The organism is Actinopolymorpha sp. NPDC004070, from assembly GCF_040610475.1.
GTDB lineage: Bacteria > Actinomycetota > Actinomycetes > Propionibacteriales > Actinopolymorphaceae > Actinopolymorpha.
This window is the reverse complement of record NZ_JBEXMJ010000021.1, coordinates 24948-44991: the sequence shown is the minus strand read 5'-3', so window position 1 is coordinate 44991 and position 20044 is coordinate 24948. Positions and strand designations below refer to the sequence as shown.

The window sequence follows — 20044 nt, the reverse complement described above, 5'->3', positions numbered from 1 at the left end:
CACCCTAACCCCGTACCTGCATACCTGCGTGTATGCGCAGGTATGCTGCCGCGGTGACCGTCGACCTGAACTCCTCCCCCACCGGCTCCTCCGCGGCAACCGGCTCGCACGACGTCGCGGAGGCCCGGGCGGTACGCCCGTCGTCGCGCTGGTGGCACGGCACCTGGTCGCTGCCGGAGGTGCGCTGGGCGGTGATCGCGACCGCGCTGTTCGCCGTCGGCGGGATCTGCCAGCTGGCCGGCACGCCGGCCTGGCTGTGGTGGGCGCTGTACCTCGCCTGTTACGCCGCCGGCGGCTGGGAGCCGGGCCTGGCCGGGCTCCGCGCGCTGCGGGAGAAGACCCTGGACGTCGACCTGCTGATGGTCGCCGCGGCGATCGGCGCCGCCTCGATCGGGCAGGTCTTCGACGGAGCGTTGCTGATCGTCATCTTCGCCACCTCTGGTGCGCTGGAGGCGGTGGCCACCAAGCGCACCGAGGACTCAGTACGCGGACTGCTGGACCTCACCCCCGAGCGGGCCACCCGGCTGCGGCTGCCGGAGCTCCCCGAGGACGGCGAGGGCACCGCTGCCGCGTTCGACGACGCCGTGGAGGAACAGGTCGAGGCGGCCGGGCTGGAGGTGGGCGACGTGATCCTGGTCCGCCCGGGCGAGCGGATCGGCGCGGACGGCCGGGTCGTCGCCGGCGCCAGCGCGGTCGACCAGGCGAGCATCACCGGCGAGAGCATCCCGGTGGACAAGGGTCCCGGAGACGAGGTCTTCGCCGGTACGTCGAACGGCACCGGCGCCCTGCACGTCCGCGTGGACCGGCCGGCGGCGGAGACCGTGATCGCGCGCATCGTCACGATGGTCGAGCAGGCCAGCGCCACCAAGGCGCGCACCCAGCTGTTCATCGAGAAGGTGGAGCAGCGCTACTCCGTCGCGATGGTCGCGGCCACGGTGGCGTTGTTCGCGCTGCCCCTGCTGTGGGGCGTCGCGCTGCAGGACAGCCTGCTCCGCGCGATGACGTTCATGATCGTCGCCTCACCCTGCGCGGTGGTGCTGGCCACGATGCCGCCGCTGCTGGCGGCCATCGCCACCGCCGGGCGGCACGGTGTGCTGGTGAAATCGGCGGTGGTGATGGAACAGCTCGGCACCGTCACCCGGGTCGCGTTCGACAAGACCGGAACGCTGACCGAGGGGCGTCCGCACCTGACCGACGTACGTGTTCTGCCCGGCGCCGACCTGTCCGAGGAACGCCTGCTGGCGTTGGCGGCCACTGCCGAGCAGTACTCCGAACACCCGCTGGGCACGGCCGTCGTGCGGGCCGCGCACGCGGCGAAACTCCCGTTGGGGCACCTGGCGGACTTCACCTCCGAGCCCGGTCGCGGCGTCCGCGCGCGGGTGGACGGGGTGCCGGTCGAGGTGAGCAGCCCCGCTCATCTCGCGGCCGCCGGGGAGCGATCCGGGCCCAGCGACCTGCACGCCGTCGTGACCGAACTCCAGGGCGCGGGGCACACCGCGGTGGTCGTACGCGTGAACGACGAGCCCGCCGGCGTACTCGCCCTGGCGGATCGGATGCGTCCCGGTGCGGCCGATGCGGTCAGCCGCCTCACCGAGCTGAACGGGGCAGCGCCGGTGTTGCTGACCGGCGACAACGCCCGGGCCGCGGGCCGGCTGGCCGGGGAGGTGGGAATCACCGACGTCCGCGCGGACCTGCTGCCGGCCGACAAGGTGGCCGAGGTTCGCGAGCTGCAGGCCGACGGCACCCGGATCGGTCTGGTCGGCGACGGCGTGAACGACGCACCCGCGCTGGCGACCGCGCACACGGGCATCGCGATGGGACGTAGCGGATCGGACCTCGCGCTGGACACCGCCGACGCTGTGGTCACCCGGGACGAACTCGCCGGCGTGCCCGCGGTGATCGCGTTGGCCCGGCGGGCCCGCCGGCTGGTGGTCGCCAACCTCGTCATCGCCGCGACGTTCATCGCCGTGCTGGTGGCCTGGGACCTGCTCGGCGATCTACCGCTGCCGCTCGGTGTCGCGGGCCACGAGGGATCGACCGTGATCGTCGGCCTGAACGGCCTGCGGCTGTTGCGGGGCGCCGCCTGGCAGCGTGCGCTGCGCGGCGGCGCCCAGGCGAGCTGAACGTCAGCCCTTGTTCGAGCGGCTCCAGTCGCGCACCGCGTCCCGCATCCGGTCGAACATCGCGACCGGCGGGCCGAGCACCATGTTTCCCACCGCGGACTCACCGGCCGCGGGGTGCGGACGGGTCGGCGCGATCGCCTCGGCGGCACGCACCGCTCCGGCCATCTTGCGCAGGTCCTCCTCCGACAGCACCTTGCGAAGCTGGGAGAACTCCTCCCGCTCCTCGTGGTCGGCGTGCGCGGTGACCGCCTCGGCCAGCTCGGCCAGCTTCTCGTCGAACTCCGGGTGCTCCACTCCGAGGTCGTAGAGGGCGGACAGCTCCTGCTTCGCCTCCGACTCCTCCTTCAGCCGGCCGGCGACGACCTTCTCACCGGACGGGATCTTCTCCCGAGAGGCCGGGTGGACGATCTCCTCCTCGGCGGTCTCGTGCACCGCGAGCAGCCGCACCAGGTCCAAGAACAACTCCTCCTTGCGCTTGCCGCGGGCGTTCTGCACCTTCGCGAAAAGTTCGCGGATCTGCTCGTGCTGCTCCAGCAGCAGGTCGACGACATTCTGTTGCCTGGTGTCGGTCATGGCGTTCGTCCTCATTCGTGTCGGGATCTTTGGATTGCGTACCACCGGCACCGCCGGCCAAACGGAACTCGCGGTTACTCGACCTCAGGCGACCCACACCAGGTCGGCCGGCCACGGGAACGTCTCCGGGCACCGCCCGGTCCCGCTCTTCCTCCACGCCTGCCAGCTGCGTTCGGGTGCGACCTGGACGACGGGGACGCCCTTCGGGTCGACCAGCACGTCCGACGCCGCCCGGTGCCCATGGGTATAGCGGGCGGTCTCGTTCTCCTCGTCCACGTCGATGAGGACAACCCGCCGGCCGGTCAGATGTGGCTCGGTGACCGCCGGGCGCGGCACGTCCCGGCCGCTTGCATGGTCACCAGGTCTGTCGGAAGCCGGCTCCGGAGCCGGCTCTGGATGGTTGGTGGCGGCAAGATCTGCCACAGCCGATTCCCCCGTACATCTCATCGCGGCTGCTGCTCAACCGACCCCTACATACCCACTCCGACCGGGACCAATCGCGCGGTCCCGGCGTCGACGCGCCTGGTCACGGATGGGTCGCGCGGCGCACTCGAGCGGGCCGAAGCCCGGGCGCGGCTTCAGAGTGCACACAATTGGTCACACCTACCCGGGCCGGGTGACTCCACACCCCTCGGCCGGTCGTCATCCGCTGATCTCCTGTCGCATCGGAGGAGTGCGCGCAGGCTGGAGACAGGCGTTCAACCGCTGTCGTCGGGGGGTCTCGTGAACAGTACACAGCCAGGTCAGGAACGACAGGGATTCTGGTCACGGCCGAGCGTCCGGCGGGCGGCGAGGTTCGCCGTCGTCGCCGTGATCGCGCTGGTCTTCATCTTCGAGAACACCGCCACGACGACGGTTCGCCTGCTCGTGCCGGAGGTGTCGATGCCGTTGTGGGGCGCCCTCCTCATCGCCTGGGTGCTCGGCCTGCTCGCGGGGACGGTCAGCTTTCGCCGCCGCCGCTGAACTCGCGACCGGTTCAGGGCTCCACCCGGCGCTGACCGCATACAACCTTGTCCGGAACGGACGGCCTGACTGGTTCATACCGATTGACCCCGGTATGCCGCTTCACTAGCTTCCCGAGCACCGCACGTCGCCAGACCGGCCGGCACGCGCCCGGCCGGCCACCGCTTCGGGGAGACACTCATGGACCCGCACCGTCCGTGGCGTACACGCCGGGAACTCCTGCGAGATGCCGGCCTGGTAGGCACCGGATTCGCCGCGGCGGCAGCAGGGGTGCTGCCCGCCGGACCGGCGTCGGCGGCACCGCCGGCCATCCGCAACCTGCCCCCTTCCTGGTACGACCGGCCCGGTCTGGAAGGCATGCCGCGGATCGACTACGAGTCGATGCCGGTGGAGAACGTCCGCGACCACGGAGCACGCGGTGACGGGCGTACGTCGGACCGGGCCGCGTTCGACGCCGCCGTCGACGCCCTGCAGGCGAAGGGCGGCGGCGTCGTGTACCTGCCACCGGGCCGCTACCTCTTCCAGCCGCCGCCTCCCCCGACGCCGCACTACTGGCTGCGGGACCTCACCAACATCCACTTCGTCGGCGAGGGCGAGTCGTCGGTCGTGGTGTTCGAGCAACCCGGGATCGCGGGTCCGAACGACTACGCGCCGAGGTACACCTTCACCCAGGCATGGGCGTTCCCGAACGTCGTCAACGTGTCCTTGCGGGCACTCTCGCTCACCTGGACACCGCTGTCGCAGATGCGCGACGGCCGGCCGTGGTACGCGATCGTCATGGACGGCGGTGAGGGCGCGCAGTTCCTCGGTGTGCACGTCGACGGCGGTCAGCCCGGCATCTGGATCCCCGGCGGGCGGGACAAGTGGGTGGTGGACTGCGTGGTCCGCAACACCGCCTCCGACGCGATCCACTTCCAGGGCGCCACCCGCTCGGTCGGTGCGTACAACTACGTGGAGAACGCCAACGACGACGCGCTCGCCAACTTCACCAACACCGCGGAAACCCCGGACCCCGCCAAGATCGGCGACGTGCGGTTCGCCTACAACACAGTCGTCTTCGTGGGCTGGGGACGCGGCCTGACCTTCGGCGGTTCGCGGCAGCGGATCGACCACAACTGGGTCGAGGCGCAGGTGGAGGCCGGCATCTACACCGACGTCGGCATCTTCGAGGGCGCGCCGGACGCACCGCTGTACGACGCGGCCGCACAGGACAACACCCTGGTCCGCACGAACCTCGCCCAGCGGGAGGACAATGCCTTCTACCGTTACGGAACCGGCGGCTACCAGGGTGCGATCAGCGTACGCGACGAGGTTCGCGGGATGCGCATCGAGCGGAACCGGATCGCCGGCTCCGGCGTCCACGGGATGACGTTCGGGATCGAGGGGTGGCGGCCCTTCGACGGCACCGACGTCGTGGTCGACCGCAACATCGTGGAACGACCCCTCGGCACCGGCATCCGGTTCGTCCAGACCGCGACCGCGGACCGGATTCGCCTAGCGGGGAACGAGATCCTGGACACCGGCACGGCGAGCGTGTCCGTCGAGGGAACTCTCACCCACGTCACCACCGCGGACAACGAGGTGAGCACGTCGCCTTCGGTGACCGGCACGGTCCACGGAGACTTCGACGGGTTCACCGTCGTCGAGGACCAACCTCGCTACCGCGACGCCTACCACGGCTTCCGGGTGGCCGCGGACGAGAGCGGCTGGTCACAGCCACCGAGCGGGCCCAAGGTCACGCCTGCTACGCCGGTCGCCGACGTGCGGCGGTTCGGCGCCCTCGGCAACGGCCGGGTCAACGACCTGCCCGCGTTCGAACGCGCCCTGCGCAGCCTTCCGTCCTCCGGCGGAGTGCTGCGGATACCGGCAGGCCGCTACGTCCTGCGCCCTGCGGCCGGCCGGGACGCCTACCCGGACACGCAGATCCGCCACCACCTGCTGGTCGCGGGCCGCGACGACATCCGCGTCGAGGGCGCGGGAGAGGACTCGGTGCTGGTGTTCACCAGTGCCAACCACCAGGGCATCCGGTTCGTCGACTGTGAGCGGGCCGCCCTCACCGGCGTTCGGCTCGAACTGCCCGTCCGTCCGCCGCTTCGTCACAACCGCGCCCTGGTGGAACTGTCCGCGGTCCGCGACTCGGTGGTCGAGGACGTGACGGTCGTCGGCTCCAGCGGGCCGGGTGTCCTGGTGGACTCCTCGCGTTCGGTCGCCGTACGCCGCACCCGCGTGGATCGAGCCGGAACCCACGGGATCGAGATCGCCGCCAGCCGTCAAGTGTTCGTTGACAGGTGCACCGTGACCGGAGCACGCGACCACGGAATCTTCCTCGGCTGGCTCGGCAGCATCGCGTGCGCGCCGCAGTACGTCCGGATCTCCGGCAACCAGGTGACCACCACCTCCGAAGGTGCCGGAGTGGCGCTCATCGGCGGCGACCACGTGAGCGTCGCCGACAACGTGGTGTCCCGGAGCTACCTCGCCGGGGTCTACCTCTACTCCCGCTGCGGCAACTTCCCGCCCGGACGGGTGGAGGTAACCGGCAACGACCTCTCCGACACCAGCACGGGCCGGCTCTCCCACACCCCGGGCGCGATCGCGGTGCACAGCCTGCAGCGCGGCCGTACCAGTGCGGACGTTCTCCTTGCCGGCAACACGATCCGGCGGACGCCGTACGCCGGAATCTGGGTCGGCGGACCGACGCCGATCGGGACCAAACTCGCCGACCTGGCCCGGCTGGAAGTACGCGACAACACGGTCACCGGAGCCGGCGGGCCGGCGGTGGACATCTCCGCCGGCCAGCGCGAGCACATCGACCACCTGCAGATCAGTTGACATACCCGAAAGCGCGCACGGATGCCTACCATGGAAGGAGCCGTGCGCGCACGGGTCACGTTCGGGGGAACGTCATGGATTACCCACTTCTCAACGTATTCCTCACCATGTTCTGGCTGTTCCTGTGGATCCTGTGGATCTTCCTGCTGGTGAAGGTGATCAGCGACATCTTCCGCAGCCACGACATGGGCGGCTGGGCAAAGGCGGGCTGGACGCTGTTCGTCATCGTCCTGCCGTTCCTCGGCGTGTTCGTGTATCTCATCGCGCGCGGCAGCTCGATGAACGAGCGCGAGCTGGCCCGTGCCCAGAAGCAGGAACAGGCGGTCCAGGAGTACGTACGCACGACGGCGCGGGTGCCGAGCCAGGCTGACGAGCTGAGCAAGCTCGCCCAGCTACGCGACCACGGCGACATCTCCGAGGCGGAGTTCCAGCAGGCGAAGTCGAAGATCCTCACCTGACCTGGCGCGGCGGCGGGTGATCGCAGGGTTCAGTCCGGCGGGCTTCCCCACCGGCCGCCCCCGTGTGTGTACTTGTCGGCGTTGTCGTGGGCGGGGTGTCTGTGTCTGGCCGGGCCCGCCGCGAACACCCTGAGCAGGTTGGCTGTGACACGTTCGACGAACCGCCAGGTGCGGGCGTCGAAGCGCCTGGAGCGTGCCAGCGCCGGAACCCATCGCATGGTGCCGGTGTCGAACACACCCGCTCCCGAGTCATCGGTGTAGTAGGAGGAGTTGGCCCAGGTACTTCCCTTGGTACCGCACTGGACGGGCGAGTTGGAGAGGATCTCGATCGGCCGTGGGGTCGGATAGCTGAGGTCCAGCCGGTCGGACTCCACGCCCACGAGGCTCGCGAACCGCGTTCCCTTCCGTACGCCGGTCCCGGCGAACAACCAGTTCTTCGGGTTGACGACCACGAACGCGGCGTCGGCCGGGAAACAGTCGTAGGCCAGGCCGGTGAGTTCGCTCTCCGGACGTGGGTTCGGTGGCAGCCGCCAGTCCTGGGTCGTCTCGGTCGAATCCCGGCGCCGCATCGGGTCCTCCGAGACGGACTTGTAGCAGACCACCAACCGGTTCGGACCGTGCGGCGTACTGGCGAAACGGATGTGCCGGTAGACGGCGTTCGCGCCCAGGAACGCGAGGTTGGTGCCGGCGTCACGGGCCCGGATCGCGTTGTCCCGCATCGCCTTCGACCAGTACTCGTCGTGTCCGAGGCTGATGATCGCCCGCGCACCGGCGAGCAGGCCCGGCCGCGTCGAGAGCTCCACGTCGGTGATGTAGGCGAGCGGGAGCTTCATCCGCTCCGCGAACACGACCGCGGCCCGCTCGGTGGTCAGGAAGCGCGAGATGCCGGCATCGTCGTAGGGCCGGTCGAAACTCACCGCCCGCGACCGGTCCGCGAACCCGGTCGGTCCCTGATAGAGGTCGTAGCCGCCCCACAGGTTGTAGGCCTGCCAGGTGGTGACGGCGTTGACCAGCACCGCCTTCCCGTGCGTGTCGGTGGAGCGGACCGTGACGGGGACGTAGCGCTCGTACCCCGCGGTCGAGGTCAGCTTGACCAGATAGTCGCCCTCCGGCCATCCGGTCGTCCGGACCGTCATGGACGGTGACCACGCCGCGGCGGTCACGGTGTTGAGCGGGCGCGTCACCACCGGCTTCGGTTGCCGGCGCCCTCCCATCGCCGGCGACCGCCACACCTCCCGGCCGCCGGTGCCGCCGTACCATCCGATCCTGTACGCCACGGCCCGGTAGCCGTCGGCCGTCGTGGAGACGAACAGCCGGAACGGTTCGCCCGAACGGACCGCGACCTTGTCGGCGTACCCCTCGATCGCCGCGTTCGGTCCCTTCCTGTCAAGCTTCCATTGCGTCGTGCCGCGCCGGGAGTTCTCCACCTCGACCGCGGGGCGCGCGGGGGTGGGCTTCGCCGAGGCGTTCCGGGTGAGCAACGGCGAGGCCTTCGGGGCGGCCGGGGCGCCGCCCGGTCCCGAACACCCCGTCGTCACCAGGGCGAGGGCGAGCGTCAGCCAGGCAACGGCCCGTCCGGTTCGCCGACACCGCACAGCCACCGAAGCCGCCCCCGCTCGCCAGCCACCACCCGAAGATCACTCATCGCGTCGATACCCACTCCGCGCGGTGCTCACCCGTCGGCCGAACAGGGTCAGCCAATTCGTCCGGCGAGCGTGACGAACGAGTGCGGCGGCACCTCGACCGTCACACCGACACCGAACGCGCCGGCGTCCCGGTCGGCCACGGTGAAGCCGTCGAACGTTGTCGGTACCACGGCGTCCGGCTCCCCGGGGCGGTTGTGACCGTTGAGCGCGGAGGAGGTGAGGATCCGGCCGGTCAGCTCGGCGACGGAGCCGCCCCGCAGGTCGAAGTTGACAGTGACGGACTCGGTGGCGTCGAGGTTCGTCAACGACACCAGCAGGTCGCCGTCCTTGACGCTCGCCGACACCGACACCGTCTCGAGCTCGCCCGCCGGCTCGCCCTCGCCGTACGCCCGTGACGTCCCCTCCGTCGACAGGTGTACCGGAAGGTTGTGGGCGTCCTGGTGCCCCTTGTTCATCTCGAACACGTGGTAGGTCGGAGTGCGGACGAGTTGGTTCCCGTCGGTGAGCAACATCGCCTGCAACACGTTGACGGTCTGCGCGATGTTGGCCATCACCACCCGGCGGGCGTGCTGGTGGAAGATGTCGAACGTCACGCTGGCGACCAGCGCGTCGCGCAGAGTGTTCTGCTGGAACAGGAAGCCCGGATTGGTGCCGGGCTCGACGTCCCACCAGGTGCCCCACTCGTCGACCACCAGGCCGACCTGGGCGCCCGCGTCGTAGCAGTCCATCACCCGGGAGTGCCCGGCGATGATCTCGTCCATCGCGCGGGCGGCGGCGAGCGTGCGGTAGTAGTCGTCCTCGCTGAAGTCGGTGGCGCTTCCCTTGGCGTGCCACGGCCCGGCCAGCGTGTAGTAGTGCAGCGAGACGCCCTGGTAATAACCCCGCGGCCGGTTGGTGCAGCCCAGCGGGTTGAGCGCCTTCATCAGCGCCTCGGTCCAGGCGTAGTCGCGGTCGTGGGCGCCGGCGGCGATCCGGTAGAGCTTGTTGCCGGCCTGGTCGCGGCAGTACGTGGCGTACCGGCGGGCGAGGTCGGCGTAGTGCTCGGCCCGCATGTTGCCGCCGCAACCCCAGGCCTCGTTGCCGATTCCCCAGAACGGCACCCGCCACGGGGCCTCGCGTCCGTTCTCCTTGCGCAGGCGCACCATCGGGCTGTCGCCGTCGCGGGTGAGGTACTCCACCCATTCGCTCATCTCGCGGACGGTGCCGCTGCCGACGTTGCCGTTGACGTACGGCTCCGCACCGAGCAACTCACACAGTGCCATGAACTCGTGCGTGCCGAAGTGGTTGTTCTCCTCGACGTCGCCCCAGTTGGTGTTGACCATCGCCGGCCGCTGGTCCTTGGGGCCGATGCCGTCCTTCCAGTGGTACTCGTCGGCGAAACAGCCGCCGGGCCACCGCAGGTTGGGGATGTTCAGCGCGCGCAGCGCCTCCACCACGTCGAGACGGATGCCCGCCTCGTTGGGGATGGCGGAGTCCGGCCCGACGTAGAAGCCGCCGTAGACGCAGCGGCCGAGATGCTCGGCGAAGTGCCCGTAGAGATGTCTGCTGATCTGGGGCCCGGGCAGGTCGACGTTGACAACGGCGCGGGCGGTGCGTCGCGTAGGCATGGTGCAGCCTATCGACTAGACATCTGATGATTACTCCTTGGTCGTGGCCGTCTCCGGCACCGCCGGACCGTCCTCACGCTCGCCTTCCTCGCCTGCGGGGATGGCGAGGCCGACTCCTCAGGCGCGGTCGGCCGGTCCGGCTCCGACGTCCGGTCGGCCTTCGGAGCTTCCGAACGCTGGTCCGGAAGCTCGGTCCGGCGTTCGTCCGAGCGCGGGCCCGGGCGTTCACCCGACTCTTCGCCCGAACTCATCGACACCTCCGGACCACGACCGCCCCGGACGTACGGCCGTGCCACCGCGGCACCCGCGCCGGTGTCTCCCAGTGTCCGCACCCCCGAGCCCGGGTGCGCAGAGCCGAGGGTCCGTCAGCCGACGGTGACCCGGCGTGGGAAGTCACCAGGCTCTCCGCGGTGCCGAGCAGACCGGCCTCGCACACCTCGTCAACCTCGCATTGTCAGCGAGCGGCGGCAAGCGCCGTACTCTCGACCGGGCGGAGCAGCCTCGTGAGGGTCGGCGCCTCGGCGCGTACCCACTCCTCCACCGTCGCGGCCGGGTCGGCCAGCACCGCCTCCTCGACCGCGAAGGCCCGGGTGGGTGTGCTCGCACCCAGCTCCACCAGCAGCGGACGCAGGTGGACGTCGGCGACCAGCCGGTGGATCGCGGCGCCCGCCACGGTCATCGGCACCGCCGCCACCCCACGCAGGGCGCCGCCGCCGAGGCGGTCGAGGAACGACTTGAGCAGCCCGGTGTAGCTCGCCTTGTACACGGGCGTGGCCACCACCAGCACCGAGGCGGAGGTGACCGTCGCCAGCGCCTCGTCGACCGCCGGGCCGCCGTCGAGGACCGCGCCGCCGAACTCCGCCAGGTCGACCACCTGCAGGGCCGTGCCGGGCAGGCCGAGATCCTCCACCAGCCGGGAGGCGAGGTGTTCGGTCAGCTCGCGGGTACGGGAGTTCCGGCGCGGGTTGCCGATCAGGGCGACCACGGACGCGGCTGGGTCGCGGGCCTCCACCGATGTCCGCTCCGGGAGCGGGTGGGCGGCCGGGCCGGCGACGGGTGAGGGGGTCATGGGTCCTCCGCGGTGGTCTCGGTACGAGAACAAGTCGTCTCAGGTTTCGGATACCATAGTAATCCAGTAGGAATTAGTCGCTATGGTGATTGTCATGTGGGCAGCACTCCTCCTCACCCAACGGCGTGAGATCGATCTGATGCACGTCGCCAGCGCGACCTGTCGCTGACGTCCGGACGGGTTCGCTCGGCGAGCCCTTCTCTCCCCGCACCATCGCGCACCGTCTCATCCGCGTCTCGCCTGCCCTCGCAGGCGTCCGGCACGGTGATCCCGGCCGCCCAGGACCTGTGGGCCCGTCCCGGCCGACCGTCCCGGCCGGGTGATTCATCGCCGAATCACCCCACCGCTTCCCCGCCGCGTCCGGATCCGTCGTGTCCGCGACCGGCTGGATCCCCACACCGCAAGGAGTTCTGCCATGTCCTCGCCTGTCCCGCGTACCCGCCGCACCCTGCGTGCCGGTCTCGCCCTCCTCACCGGTCTCGTCCTGCTGACCGGATGCGGCCTGAGCAAGGCCGACTCCAATGGCACCGATGACACCGGAGGCGCGAGCGGCTCCGACGGGTCCGGCAAGAAGCTGGCGCTGAACGCACCGCTGCCGACCTCGGTGCCCAAGGGGACGACGCTCACCATCGGCGACCCCACCACACAGAAGGCCCTGGAGCTGTCCGGGCAGATCGACAAGCTGCCGTTCAAGGTGAAGTGGGCCAACATCAGCGGCGGCCCGCAGACCACCGAGGCCTTCCGCGCCGGCGCCCTCGACGTCGGCTCCGTCGCCGACATCCCGCCGATCCACGCGACCTGGACCGGGCTGCACGTACGGATCGTCGCCGCGAAGTTCCGCGTGGACCCCGTTCACCACCCGATCTACCAGCTCGGCATCGCACCAGGAGTGAAGGTGCGCTCGCTGGCGGACCTACGCGGGAAGAAGATTGCCTACAGCCCCGGCCAGGCACAGGGCGCGCTGGTCCTCCGCGTCCTGCACAAGGCCGGGCTCACGAAGTCCGACGTGACCCTGGTGGAGCTGCCGAGCACCGGTGACGTCTACCCCAACGCCCTTGCCGGCAAGCAGGTCGACGTCGCGCCGATCGGCGGCGTGGCCATCAAGCGGTATCTCAGCAAGTACGCCAAGGACGGCGGCACCACGATCCCGCACGGGCTGCGCGACGATCCCGGCCACCTCTACACCCAGGTCTCAACGCTGGAGGACCCGGCGAAGGCGGCCGCGATCCGTGCGTACGTGCAGTACTGGGCCCGCGCCCAGATCTGGATGGACAAGCACCCGCAGGAGTGGATCGCCGGCTACTACGTGAAGGACCAGGGCCTGTCCGAGGAGGACGGGAGGTGGCTGGTGAAGACGTCCGGCCACCCCGACATCCCCGCCGACTGGAAGTCCGCGATCGCCCGCCAGCAACAGACCATCGACCTGCTCGCCCGCGAGACCGACAAGCCGAAGCTGAAGGCCGCGGACCTCTTCGACCAGCGGTTCGCGCCGGTCGCCGCCGACGCCATCAAGAACGAAGCGCCATGACCACCGGGACAGCCACGACATCGACGAGGGGGCTGACGAACCGATGACCACCACCGCACCGCCCGTCCGGATACCGGCGCGGGCGACCACCACCGCGCCGGTCCGGCGTGCTCGCCGGCTCGGCCCGGGACGGCCCCTCCGGTTCGGATCCGCCGTCGGCCCGCTGCTGCTGCTCGCCGTGTGGTCGGCCGGCTCGGCGACCGGCCTGATCGACCCACGGATCCTGTCCGCTCCCTGGACGGTGGTGATCACGACCATCGACCTGGTGAACGACGGCCGGCTGCCGGCCAACCTGGCCGTCTCCGCCCAGCGGGCCTTCCTCGGCCTGGCCATCGGAATCGCGGTCGGCACCGTGCTCGCGCTGGCCTCCGGCCTGAGCCGGCTGGGCGAGGCACTGATCGACGGCCCGATCCAGATCAAGCGCGCGATACCGTCGCTGGCCCTGTTGCCGCTGCTGATCCTGTGGTTCGGCATCGGGGAGACGATGAAGGTCGTCACCATCACCCTCGGCGTACTCGTTCCGGTCTACATCCACACCCACAACGGCCTGCGCACCATCGACAGCCGGTACGTCGAGCTCGCGCAGACGGTCGGCCTTGGCCGCTGGCAGTTCGTCCGCAAGGTCGTCCTCCCCGGTGCGCTCCCGGGCTTCCTGCTCGGGTTGCGCTTCGCCGTGGTGGGCGCCTGGCTGGCCCTGGTGGTCGTGGAACAGATCAACGCCACCAGCGGAATCGGCTACATGATGGAGCTGGCCCGCACCTACGGCCAGACCGACATCATCGTCGTCGGCCTGGTGGTCTACGGAATTCTCGGGCTGGCCTCCGACGGCGCCGTCCGACTCGTGCAGAGGAAGGCGCTGACATGGCGACGTACGCTGGCCGACTGACCGAGCCCGCGGTGCGCGTCGACTCACTCGTCCGGAGCTTCGACGACCGTACCATCCTCGACCACCTGGACCTGGCGATCGCGCCGGGAGAGTTCGTCGCCCTGCTGGGGCGCAGCGGCTCGGGCAAGAGCACGTTGCTCCGCGCACTGGCCGGGCTGGACCACGACGTCGAGGGCACCGGCCAGGTCGAGGTGCCACGAAACGTCTCTGTGGTCTTCCAGGACTCCCGCCTGCTGCCGTGGCAACGCGTCCTTGACAACGTGACGCTCGGCCTGTCCGGACCGGGCACCGACGACAGGGGCCGGGAGAGCCTGGCCGAGGTCGGGCTGGCCGGCCGGGAGCACGCCTGGCCCAACCAGCTGTCCGGCGGTGAACAACAGCGGGTCGCACTGGCCCGCTCACTGGTGCGCGAGCCGGAGCTGCTGCTGGCCGACGAACCGTTCGGCAGCCTGGACGCTCTCACCCGGATCCGCATGCACGGCCTGCTCCGCCAGCTGTGCGAGCGGCATCGACCCGCGGTGCTGCTGGTCACCCACGACGTCGACGAGGCAATCGCTCTCGCGGACCGGGTGCTGGTGCTCACAGAGGGCCGGGTCGACACCGAGGTCGAGGTGGCGATCGACGCGCCGCGCGACCCGTCCGACCCACGCTTCGCCGAGCTCCGTTCCCGCCTGCTCGCCCATCTGGGCATCGTCAACGGCGGCTTGCAGACCGCCCAGCCCGAGGTTTCCTCCCGCCGACCCGAAGAGGTCTCCGCATGAGTACGCCCACCCGCAAACCCCTGCACCTGAACGCGTTCTTGATGAGCACAGGCCACCACGAGGCGTCGTGGCGACTGCCGGAGAGCAACCCCTACGCCAACACCGACGTCGAGCACTACCGCGAGCTGGCCCGGATCGCCGAGCGCGGCACCTTCGACTCGGTCTTCTTCGCCGACAGCCCCGCGCTGTTCGGCGACGTGGGCCGGCGGCCGTCGGGGTCGCTGGAGCCGACCGTCCTGCTCACCGCGATCGCGGCCGCCACCGAACGCATCGGCCTGATCGCCACCGCGTCCACCACGTACAACGACCCGTACAACCTGGCCCGCAGGTTCGCCTCGGTCGACCACGTGAGCGGCGGCCGCGCGGGCTGGAACGTCGTCACCACCGCGTCGGTGGACGCCGCCCGCAACTTCGGCCTCGACGAGCTGCCGAGCCACCGCGACCGTTACGCGCGGGCGGCTGAGTTCCTGGAGGTCGCCCGGCGGCTGTGGGACAGCTGGGACGACGACGCGGCCCTCGCCGACAAGGAGAGCGGGGTGTGGGCGGACGCGTCGCGCGTCCACCGCGTCGACCACGCCGGCCCGTACTTCCGCGTACGCGGGCCGCTCAACGTGCCCCGCTCGCCGCAGGCACATCCGGTCCTCGTCCAGGCCGGGTCGTCCGAGGACGGCAAGGACCTCGCCGCGGAGTACGCCGAGGCGGTGTTCACCGCGCAGCAGACCCTCGCCGACGCGCAGGCGTTCTACGCCGACCTGAAGGCCCGGGTGGCCCGGGCCGGCCGCGACCCGGACGGGGTGAAGATCCTTCCGGGCATCGTGCCCGTGCTTGGGGCGACCGAGGCCGAGGCCCGGGCCCGGGAGGAGGAACTGGACCAGTTGATCGTGCCGGAGTACGCCCGGGCGCAGCTGGCCCGCACCCTCCGGGTCGACCCGGAGGACCTGCCGCTGGACCGGGAGCTACCCGCGGACCTGCCGGAGGAGGACGAGATCGAGGGCGCCAAGAGCCGCTACACCCTCATCGTGACCCTGGCCCGCCGGGAGCGGCTGACCGTACGGCAGCTGATCGGGCGGCTCGGCGGCGGCCGCGGGCACCGGACGTTCAGCGGTACGCCCGAACAGGTGGCCGACGCGCTCGCGGACTGGCACGCGGGCGGTGCGGCGGACGGGTTCAACGTGATGCCGGCGGTGCTGCCGAGCGGACTGTCGGAGTTCGTCGACCACGTGGTGCCCATCCTGCGCCGGCGCGGGCTCTTCCGTACCGAGTACACCGGCACGACGCTGCGCGACCACTACGGACTGGACCGCCCGGCCAGCACCTTCGCCAGGAGCGGCGACCACGTCCACCACCTCGACCTGCTCGGCGCCTGAGCCGGTGTCCACGGAGGATCTGATGACCACGTACCTGGAAGCTCTGGAAGCACCCACCGGCATCACCCCCGACCTCTACCGCGCGGTCTTCCGCCGGTACGCCGCGGGCGTCGTCATCGTCACCGCGGACGCCGGCTTCGGCCCGGTGGGCTTCACCGCGACGTCGCTGGCGTCGATCTCCCTCGACCCGCCGCTGGTGTCGTTCGCCCTGTCCACCAACGCGTCGAGCTGGCCCACCATCGCCGCGGCGGAAAGTGTGGTGGTCAACTTCGTCGGGGCGCACGACCACAGGCTCGCGGCGAGGTTCGCGACCAGCGGGATCGACCGTTTCGCCAGTCCCACAAGGTGGTCGCGGCTGCACACCGGCGAGCCGGTGCTGGACGAGGCCGCGGGCCACCTGCGCGGGCGGATCGACTACCGCTACCCGGTCGGGGACCACCACCTCGTGGTCGCCGAGGTCACCGCGGCGGCCACCAGGCAGCACGCGCCGCTGGTCTACCACGCCGGGACGTACGCCACGGTGGGGCCGACGACAACGACGTCCGCTCCAGGCTGAGACACCTTCGGAGCACCCGAACGCCCCGCCCGTGGCCGACCACGGGCGGGGCGCAGGTGCGCAGGTGTCCGGCTCTCAGGAGGCCTTCTGAACCGCCTTCTGCAGTTGGGCCCTGGTCATCTTCGACCGGCCCTCGATGCCGAGCTTGGTGGCCCGGTCGTACAGGTCCTGCTTGCTGAGCTCGGCGACGTCGGCCGACCTGGAGCGCCCACCCGAGCCGTTGCCCGCCGCCTTCCGCGTACCCGAGCCGCCGGCACCGGACTTCGCGGCCTTCCTGGCACCGGCCGACTTGGCGGTCTTCTTCGCACCGGCCGACTTCGCGGCCTTCTTCGCCGTCGACGACTTCGCGGCACCAGACTTCGCGGCCTTCTTCGCAGCCCCGCCCGAGCCTCCGGAGCCCGCGCGCCCGGACCGGCCGCTCCTGGCCTCCTCGACGCTGCGGCGCAACGCGTCCATCAGGTCGACGACGTTACTCTCCTCCGGCTCGTACTCCTCGACCTCGATCTCCTTGCCCTTGGCCTTGTCCTTCACGATGGACAGCAGGCGTTCGCGGTAGGAGTCGTGGTACTGCTCCGGCTTCCACGGCGTGGTGAGCTGCTCGATCAGGTTGACGGCGGCCTTGACCTCGCGCGAGTTGCCGCGGCTGCTCGAGGGCAGGGTGCCGACCACCTCCTGCGGGTCGCGCACCTCGTCGGCGAACAGCAACGTCTCCAGCACCAGCACCTGCTTCCAGGGCCGGATCACCGCGAGGTACTCCTTGCCGCGCATCACGAACGAGCCCACCCCGGCCAGGCCGGACTGCTCCATCGCGTCGCGCAGCAGGGCGTACGCCTCGTGCGCGCTCTCCTCCCGTGGCGCGAGGTAGTAGCTCTTCTCGTAGTAGACGGGGTCGATCTCGGCGAGGTCGACGAAGTCGGAGATCTCCAGCGACCGGGACCTGCCCAGGCTGGCCGAGTCGACCTCCTCCTGGGTCAGCGTGACGAACTTGTCCCCGGGCAGCTCGTACCCCTTCACCACGTCCTTGTACTCGACCTCGCGGTCGGTGCCCTCCGCCACGCGCTTGTAGCGCACCCGGGCGTTCGAGCCGGCCTCTCGCTGGTGGAAGGACACGTCCTTCTGTTCGGTCGCGCTCAGCAGCCTCACCGGGACGTTTACCAGCCCGAAGCTCAGCGATCCGTTCCAAATCGGACGTGCCATGTCGTTCACCTCACGTGCTGCGTGGAGTTCGAGGTCGGATGTCGGGGTGGGATGTCGGGGTGGGATGTCGGGTCGGGATGTCGGGTCGGGATGTCGGGGCGGGATGTCGGGTCGATGGTCGTGTACCCCTGGGTGCGGGCGCTATCCCCCGGGTGCGGGCGCCCAGGGCTGCCGCTCGGTGCGTACGGTCTCGCCGGTGCGTACGGCTTGGGCGATCATCATGCCGAGGTAGTGGTCCTGGCAGGCCTCGGCGAGCCCGTAGAAGCCCGGGCCGCCGGCCGCGTGCTCGGCCATCCTCGCCAGGCAGGTCGCGATGGCGATCTCGTCGTCGTACAGCCTGGCCGGCGCGAACGGGTTCTGGTAGACCCAACGGTCGCCGGCCATGATGCCCTGCAGGAAGTAGCCCTCGGCGTTCTCCCACTCCCCACGGTTGACCCGGGTTAGCTCGAAGTCCAGCGGCGTTCCGGACGGCTCCTGGACGCGGACCCGCCGGTCGAAGATCTCACCGCGGTGGCCCCGCACCGACACGTGATTGGACCTGATCCAGGATCGGTGCTGGTTGGCGGTGAAGTCGTAGCAGCCGAGCCGGTCCCCGAAGTCCAGCCAGGCGAGGTCGCGTTCGGAGGTGACCAGGACGTCCTCGCGCGGCGGTCCCTCGCGGGTCGGCCCGGCCACCCACGGCGACTCGAACCGCATGCCGCGGATCACCGCGTCGTCGTACCCCGCGCGGAGGAAGAGCCGCAGCAGGCTGACGGCGTGGTACAGGTGCGAGAACGACACCGTGGCCTGGGTGACCGGGCCCAGCCGCCCCTCCTCGATCAACGCCGACCGCGCCTGGTTGACCGGGTGCAGGTGGTACTGCTCGGCCACCTGGACCCGGGCGCCGGAGCCGGCGAGGTCGGCGTACAACCGGCGCAGCCCGTCGAGGTCGGGAGCGGGCGGGGTCTCGGCCAGGACGGGTACGCCGCGGCCGGCGAGGTCGCGGATGTAGTCGGCACCGGCGGCCGCGGGCACCGACACCACCATGAAGTCGGGGAGCTCCGGCCGCGTGTGGGCCAGGAACTCGTCGAGGGTACGAAACGTCGGGACGTCCCAGCGGCGCTCCATCTCCCGGCCGCGGTCGGGGTCGCGCACGACCAGCCCGGCCACCCGGAACCGCTCGGGCAGTGCCTGCGCGATGCGCAGGAAGTACTGCGCCCGGAAGCCGGCGCCGCCGACGACCCCGAACGTCGCCGCACCGGTCATCGCCTGCTCCCTTTCGTCAGCGCAACCCACTGCCGGGCGAGAGCGAAACCGGCGAAACCCCTCGAAACCCGGTCCGGGCGCCCGACACGGGGCAGATTACCCGCGTCCCACCGGTGTCGCCGACGCGCCGACGCGGAGGTTGCGTGGGCGCTTTGATGGAGCCATGCGCGCGGAGTCGTTCCTGCAGGCACACCGCACCTGGGTCGGCGTCGTGGCCGCCGTGCTTCCGCTGGTCGCCTGCGCGGCGCTGGCGCCGTTCCGGGAGAGCGTGGCCAACACCGACGTCGCCCTGGCCCTGGTGCTGCTGATCGTGGCCGCGGCCTCCACCGGCGTCCGCTGGGCCGGGGTCGTCGCCGCGGTCTCCAGCGCCGTGTGGTTCGACTTCTTCCTCACCCGGCCGTACCACCAGCTCACGATCGCCAACCGGGAGGACGTGGAGACCGCCGTGCTCCTGGTCATCGTCGGCGTCGCGGTCTCCGAGATCGCCCACTGGGGACGCCGCCAGCAGGCGCGCGCCAGCCGGCAGGAGGGGTACCTGTCCGGTGTGGTCCGTACGTCCGCGGCGGTCGCCGCCGGACGGGAGTCGCCGGACACGCTCACCTCGCACGTCGCCGACCAGATCACCGAGGTCCTGCGGATCGACGACTGCCGCTTCGACCGAACCGGTGCCAACGGCGCGAACGGCGGCGACGGCCTGGCGACGATGGACAGCGACGGTCACGTGACCCGGCACGGCCGCCCGGTGGACGTGGACAGGTACGGCCTGCCCACCGACGCCGAGACCGCGCTCGTCGTCCGCAGCGGCGGGGTCGTGCACGGTCGGTTCCTGCTCGTCGCGGCCACCGAGGTGGTGCATCCGACGCTGGAACAGCGCCAGGTGGCGGCCACCCTCGCCAGCCAGCTCGGTGCGGCGCTGTCCAAGCCCAGCGCCCAATCGTGACGCAAACCTCTGGACACCGCCCGGCGTAACCCGCGGCGTCCACCGTCCACGGGCACAGTTGGAGACCTGTAGAACAATTTCCCTTCGCCGGCATTGTCCGGATCAGGTAGCTGGGGGTCGTCCAGACGATCTCTCGACCGTCCGGGCCTCTCAGCCCTCTCGGGCTCCCTCGCTTGCTCCACAGGCCTTGATGCCAACCTCTCGCACGTGCCCGGTGGCCACGTAGGGCAGAAGGTCCCCACTGGCCCGTACGCCGGACATCCCGCCGACCGGGCCGTCCGGCCGGGCCGTTCGCC

The 20044-nt window shown here is 70.7% G+C and carries 17 protein-coding genes and 1 riboswitch; of the genes, 10 read left to right on the top strand and 7 right to left on the bottom strand.

All coding sequences use genetic code 11. From position 1 onward, the window contains the following. Window positions 1–53: 53 nt before the first annotated feature. Window positions 54–2123 carry a heavy metal translocating P-type ATPase gene (locus tag ABZV93_RS27650; protein WP_354941659.1) on the top strand — a complete coding sequence of 690 codons (2070 nt, stop codon included), beginning with the start codon at window positions 54–56 and terminating at the stop codon, window positions 2121–2123. Between the two features lie 3 nt (window positions 2124–2126). Here the strand turns inward: ABZV93_RS27650 and ABZV93_RS27645 are convergent, their stop codons facing one another. Together ABZV93_RS27645 and ABZV93_RS27640 are read right to left on the bottom strand one after the other, a co-directional pair. Then, window positions 2127–2696, bottom strand: coding sequence for a hemerythrin domain-containing protein (locus tag ABZV93_RS27645; RefSeq protein WP_354941658.1), 570 nt, complete (start codon window positions 2694–2696; stop codon window positions 2127–2129). Window positions 2697–2780: 84 nt separating this feature from the next. After that, window positions 2781–3032 (bottom strand): hypothetical protein, encoded by a 252-nt coding sequence (locus ABZV93_RS27640; RefSeq protein WP_354941656.1) that lies wholly within the window; start codon window positions 3030–3032, stop codon window positions 2781–2783. Between the two features lie 387 nt (window positions 3033–3419). Here ABZV93_RS27640 and ABZV93_RS27635 point away from each other — a divergent pair, with 387 nt between their 5' ends. The 3 genes from ABZV93_RS27635 (at window position 3420) to ABZV93_RS27625 (ending at window position 6946) form a co-directional block, all read left to right on the top strand. Next, the gene (locus ABZV93_RS27635) at window positions 3420–3659 is read left to right on the top strand and encodes a hypothetical protein (protein ID WP_354941654.1); all 240 of its coding nucleotides are present in this window, start codon (window positions 3420–3422) and stop codon (window positions 3657–3659) included. 180 nt (window positions 3660–3839) lie between these two features. Beyond that, window positions 3840–6488, top strand: coding sequence for a right-handed parallel beta-helix repeat-containing protein (locus tag ABZV93_RS27630; RefSeq protein ID WP_354941652.1), 2649 nt, complete (start codon window positions 3840–3842; stop codon window positions 6486–6488). 74 nt (window positions 6489–6562) lie between these two features. Continuing rightward, window positions 6563–6946 (top strand): SHOCT domain-containing protein, encoded by a 384-nt coding sequence (locus ABZV93_RS27625; protein ID WP_354941650.1) that lies wholly within the window; start codon window positions 6563–6565, stop codon window positions 6944–6946. Window positions 6947–6975: 29 nt separating this feature from the next. Here the strand turns inward: ABZV93_RS27625 and ABZV93_RS27620 are convergent, their stop codons facing one another. The 3 genes from ABZV93_RS27620 to ABZV93_RS27610 all read right to left on the bottom strand — a co-directional run bounded on the left by ABZV93_RS27620 (window position 6976) and on the right by ABZV93_RS27610 (window position 11268). Continuing rightward, window positions 6976–8547: a N,N-dimethylformamidase beta subunit family domain-containing protein gene (locus tag ABZV93_RS27620; RefSeq protein WP_354941648.1), complete on the bottom strand. Its 1572-nt coding sequence runs from the start codon at window positions 8545–8547 to the stop codon at window positions 6976–6978. A gap of 92 nt (window positions 8548–8639) precedes the next feature. Beyond that, window positions 8640–10199, bottom strand: coding sequence for an alpha-L-arabinofuranosidase C-terminal domain-containing protein (locus ABZV93_RS27615; RefSeq protein WP_354941646.1), 1560 nt, complete (start codon window positions 10197–10199; stop codon window positions 8640–8642). Between the two features lie 454 nt (window positions 10200–10653). Further along, window positions 10654–11268, bottom strand: coding sequence for an NAD(P)H-dependent oxidoreductase (locus ABZV93_RS27610; RefSeq protein WP_354941644.1), 615 nt, complete (start codon window positions 11266–11268; stop codon window positions 10654–10656). A gap of 415 nt (window positions 11269–11683) precedes the next feature. Between ABZV93_RS27610 and ABZV93_RS27605 the strand changes: the two genes are divergently transcribed. From ABZV93_RS27605 to ABZV93_RS27585, 5 genes are read left to right on the top strand one after another with little or no spacing between them, the layout of a single operon-like run. After that, a complete protein-coding gene (locus ABZV93_RS27605; protein ID WP_354941642.1) occupies window positions 11684–12796 on the top strand; it encodes an ABC transporter substrate-binding protein in 1113 nt (370 codons plus the stop codon). Window positions 12797–12839: 43 nt separating this feature from the next. Then, on the top strand, window positions 12840–13682 hold the full coding sequence (locus tag ABZV93_RS27600; protein ID WP_354941640.1) for an ABC transporter permease: 843 nt from the start codon (window positions 12840–12842) through the stop codon (window positions 13680–13682). Continuing rightward, a complete protein-coding gene (locus ABZV93_RS27595; protein ID WP_354941638.1) occupies window positions 13658–14443 on the top strand; it encodes an ABC transporter ATP-binding protein in 786 nt (261 codons plus the stop codon). The genes ABZV93_RS27600 and ABZV93_RS27595 overlap by 25 nt, the downstream gene beginning before the upstream one ends. After that, complete coding sequence (locus tag ABZV93_RS27590) at window positions 14440–15810, top strand: LLM class flavin-dependent oxidoreductase (protein WP_354941636.1); 1371 nt, start codon at window positions 14440–14442, stop codon at window positions 15808–15810. The genes ABZV93_RS27595 and ABZV93_RS27590 overlap by 4 nt, the downstream gene beginning before the upstream one ends. A 22-nt stretch (window positions 15811–15832) precedes the next feature. Continuing rightward, a complete protein-coding gene (locus ABZV93_RS27585) occupies window positions 15833–16366 on the top strand; it encodes a flavin reductase family protein (RefSeq protein WP_354941634.1) in 534 nt (177 codons plus the stop codon). Window positions 16367–16441: 75 nt separating this feature from the next. On the opposite strand, the gene ABZV93_RS27580 is transcribed toward ABZV93_RS27585, so the two are convergent. Further along, window positions 16442–17563: a Ku protein gene (locus tag ABZV93_RS27580; RefSeq protein ID WP_354941632.1), complete on the bottom strand. Its 1122-nt coding sequence runs from the start codon at window positions 17561–17563 to the stop codon at window positions 16442–16444. Window positions 17564–17704: 141 nt separating this feature from the next. Beyond that, window positions 17705–18808, bottom strand: a complete 1104-nt coding sequence (locus ABZV93_RS27575; protein ID WP_354941630.1) for a Gfo/Idh/MocA family oxidoreductase — start codon at window positions 18806–18808, stop codon at window positions 17705–17707. A gap of 163 nt (window positions 18809–18971) precedes the next feature. Here ABZV93_RS27575 and ABZV93_RS27570 point away from each other — a divergent pair, with 163 nt between their 5' ends. Continuing rightward, a complete protein-coding gene (locus ABZV93_RS27570) occupies window positions 18972–19748 on the top strand; it encodes a DUF4118 domain-containing protein (protein WP_354941628.1) in 777 nt (258 codons plus the stop codon). Window positions 19749–19810: 62 nt separating this feature from the next. Next, a riboswitch (TPP riboswitch) is annotated at window positions 19811–19929 on the bottom strand. Between the last annotated feature and the right edge of the window lie 115 nt (window positions 19930–20044).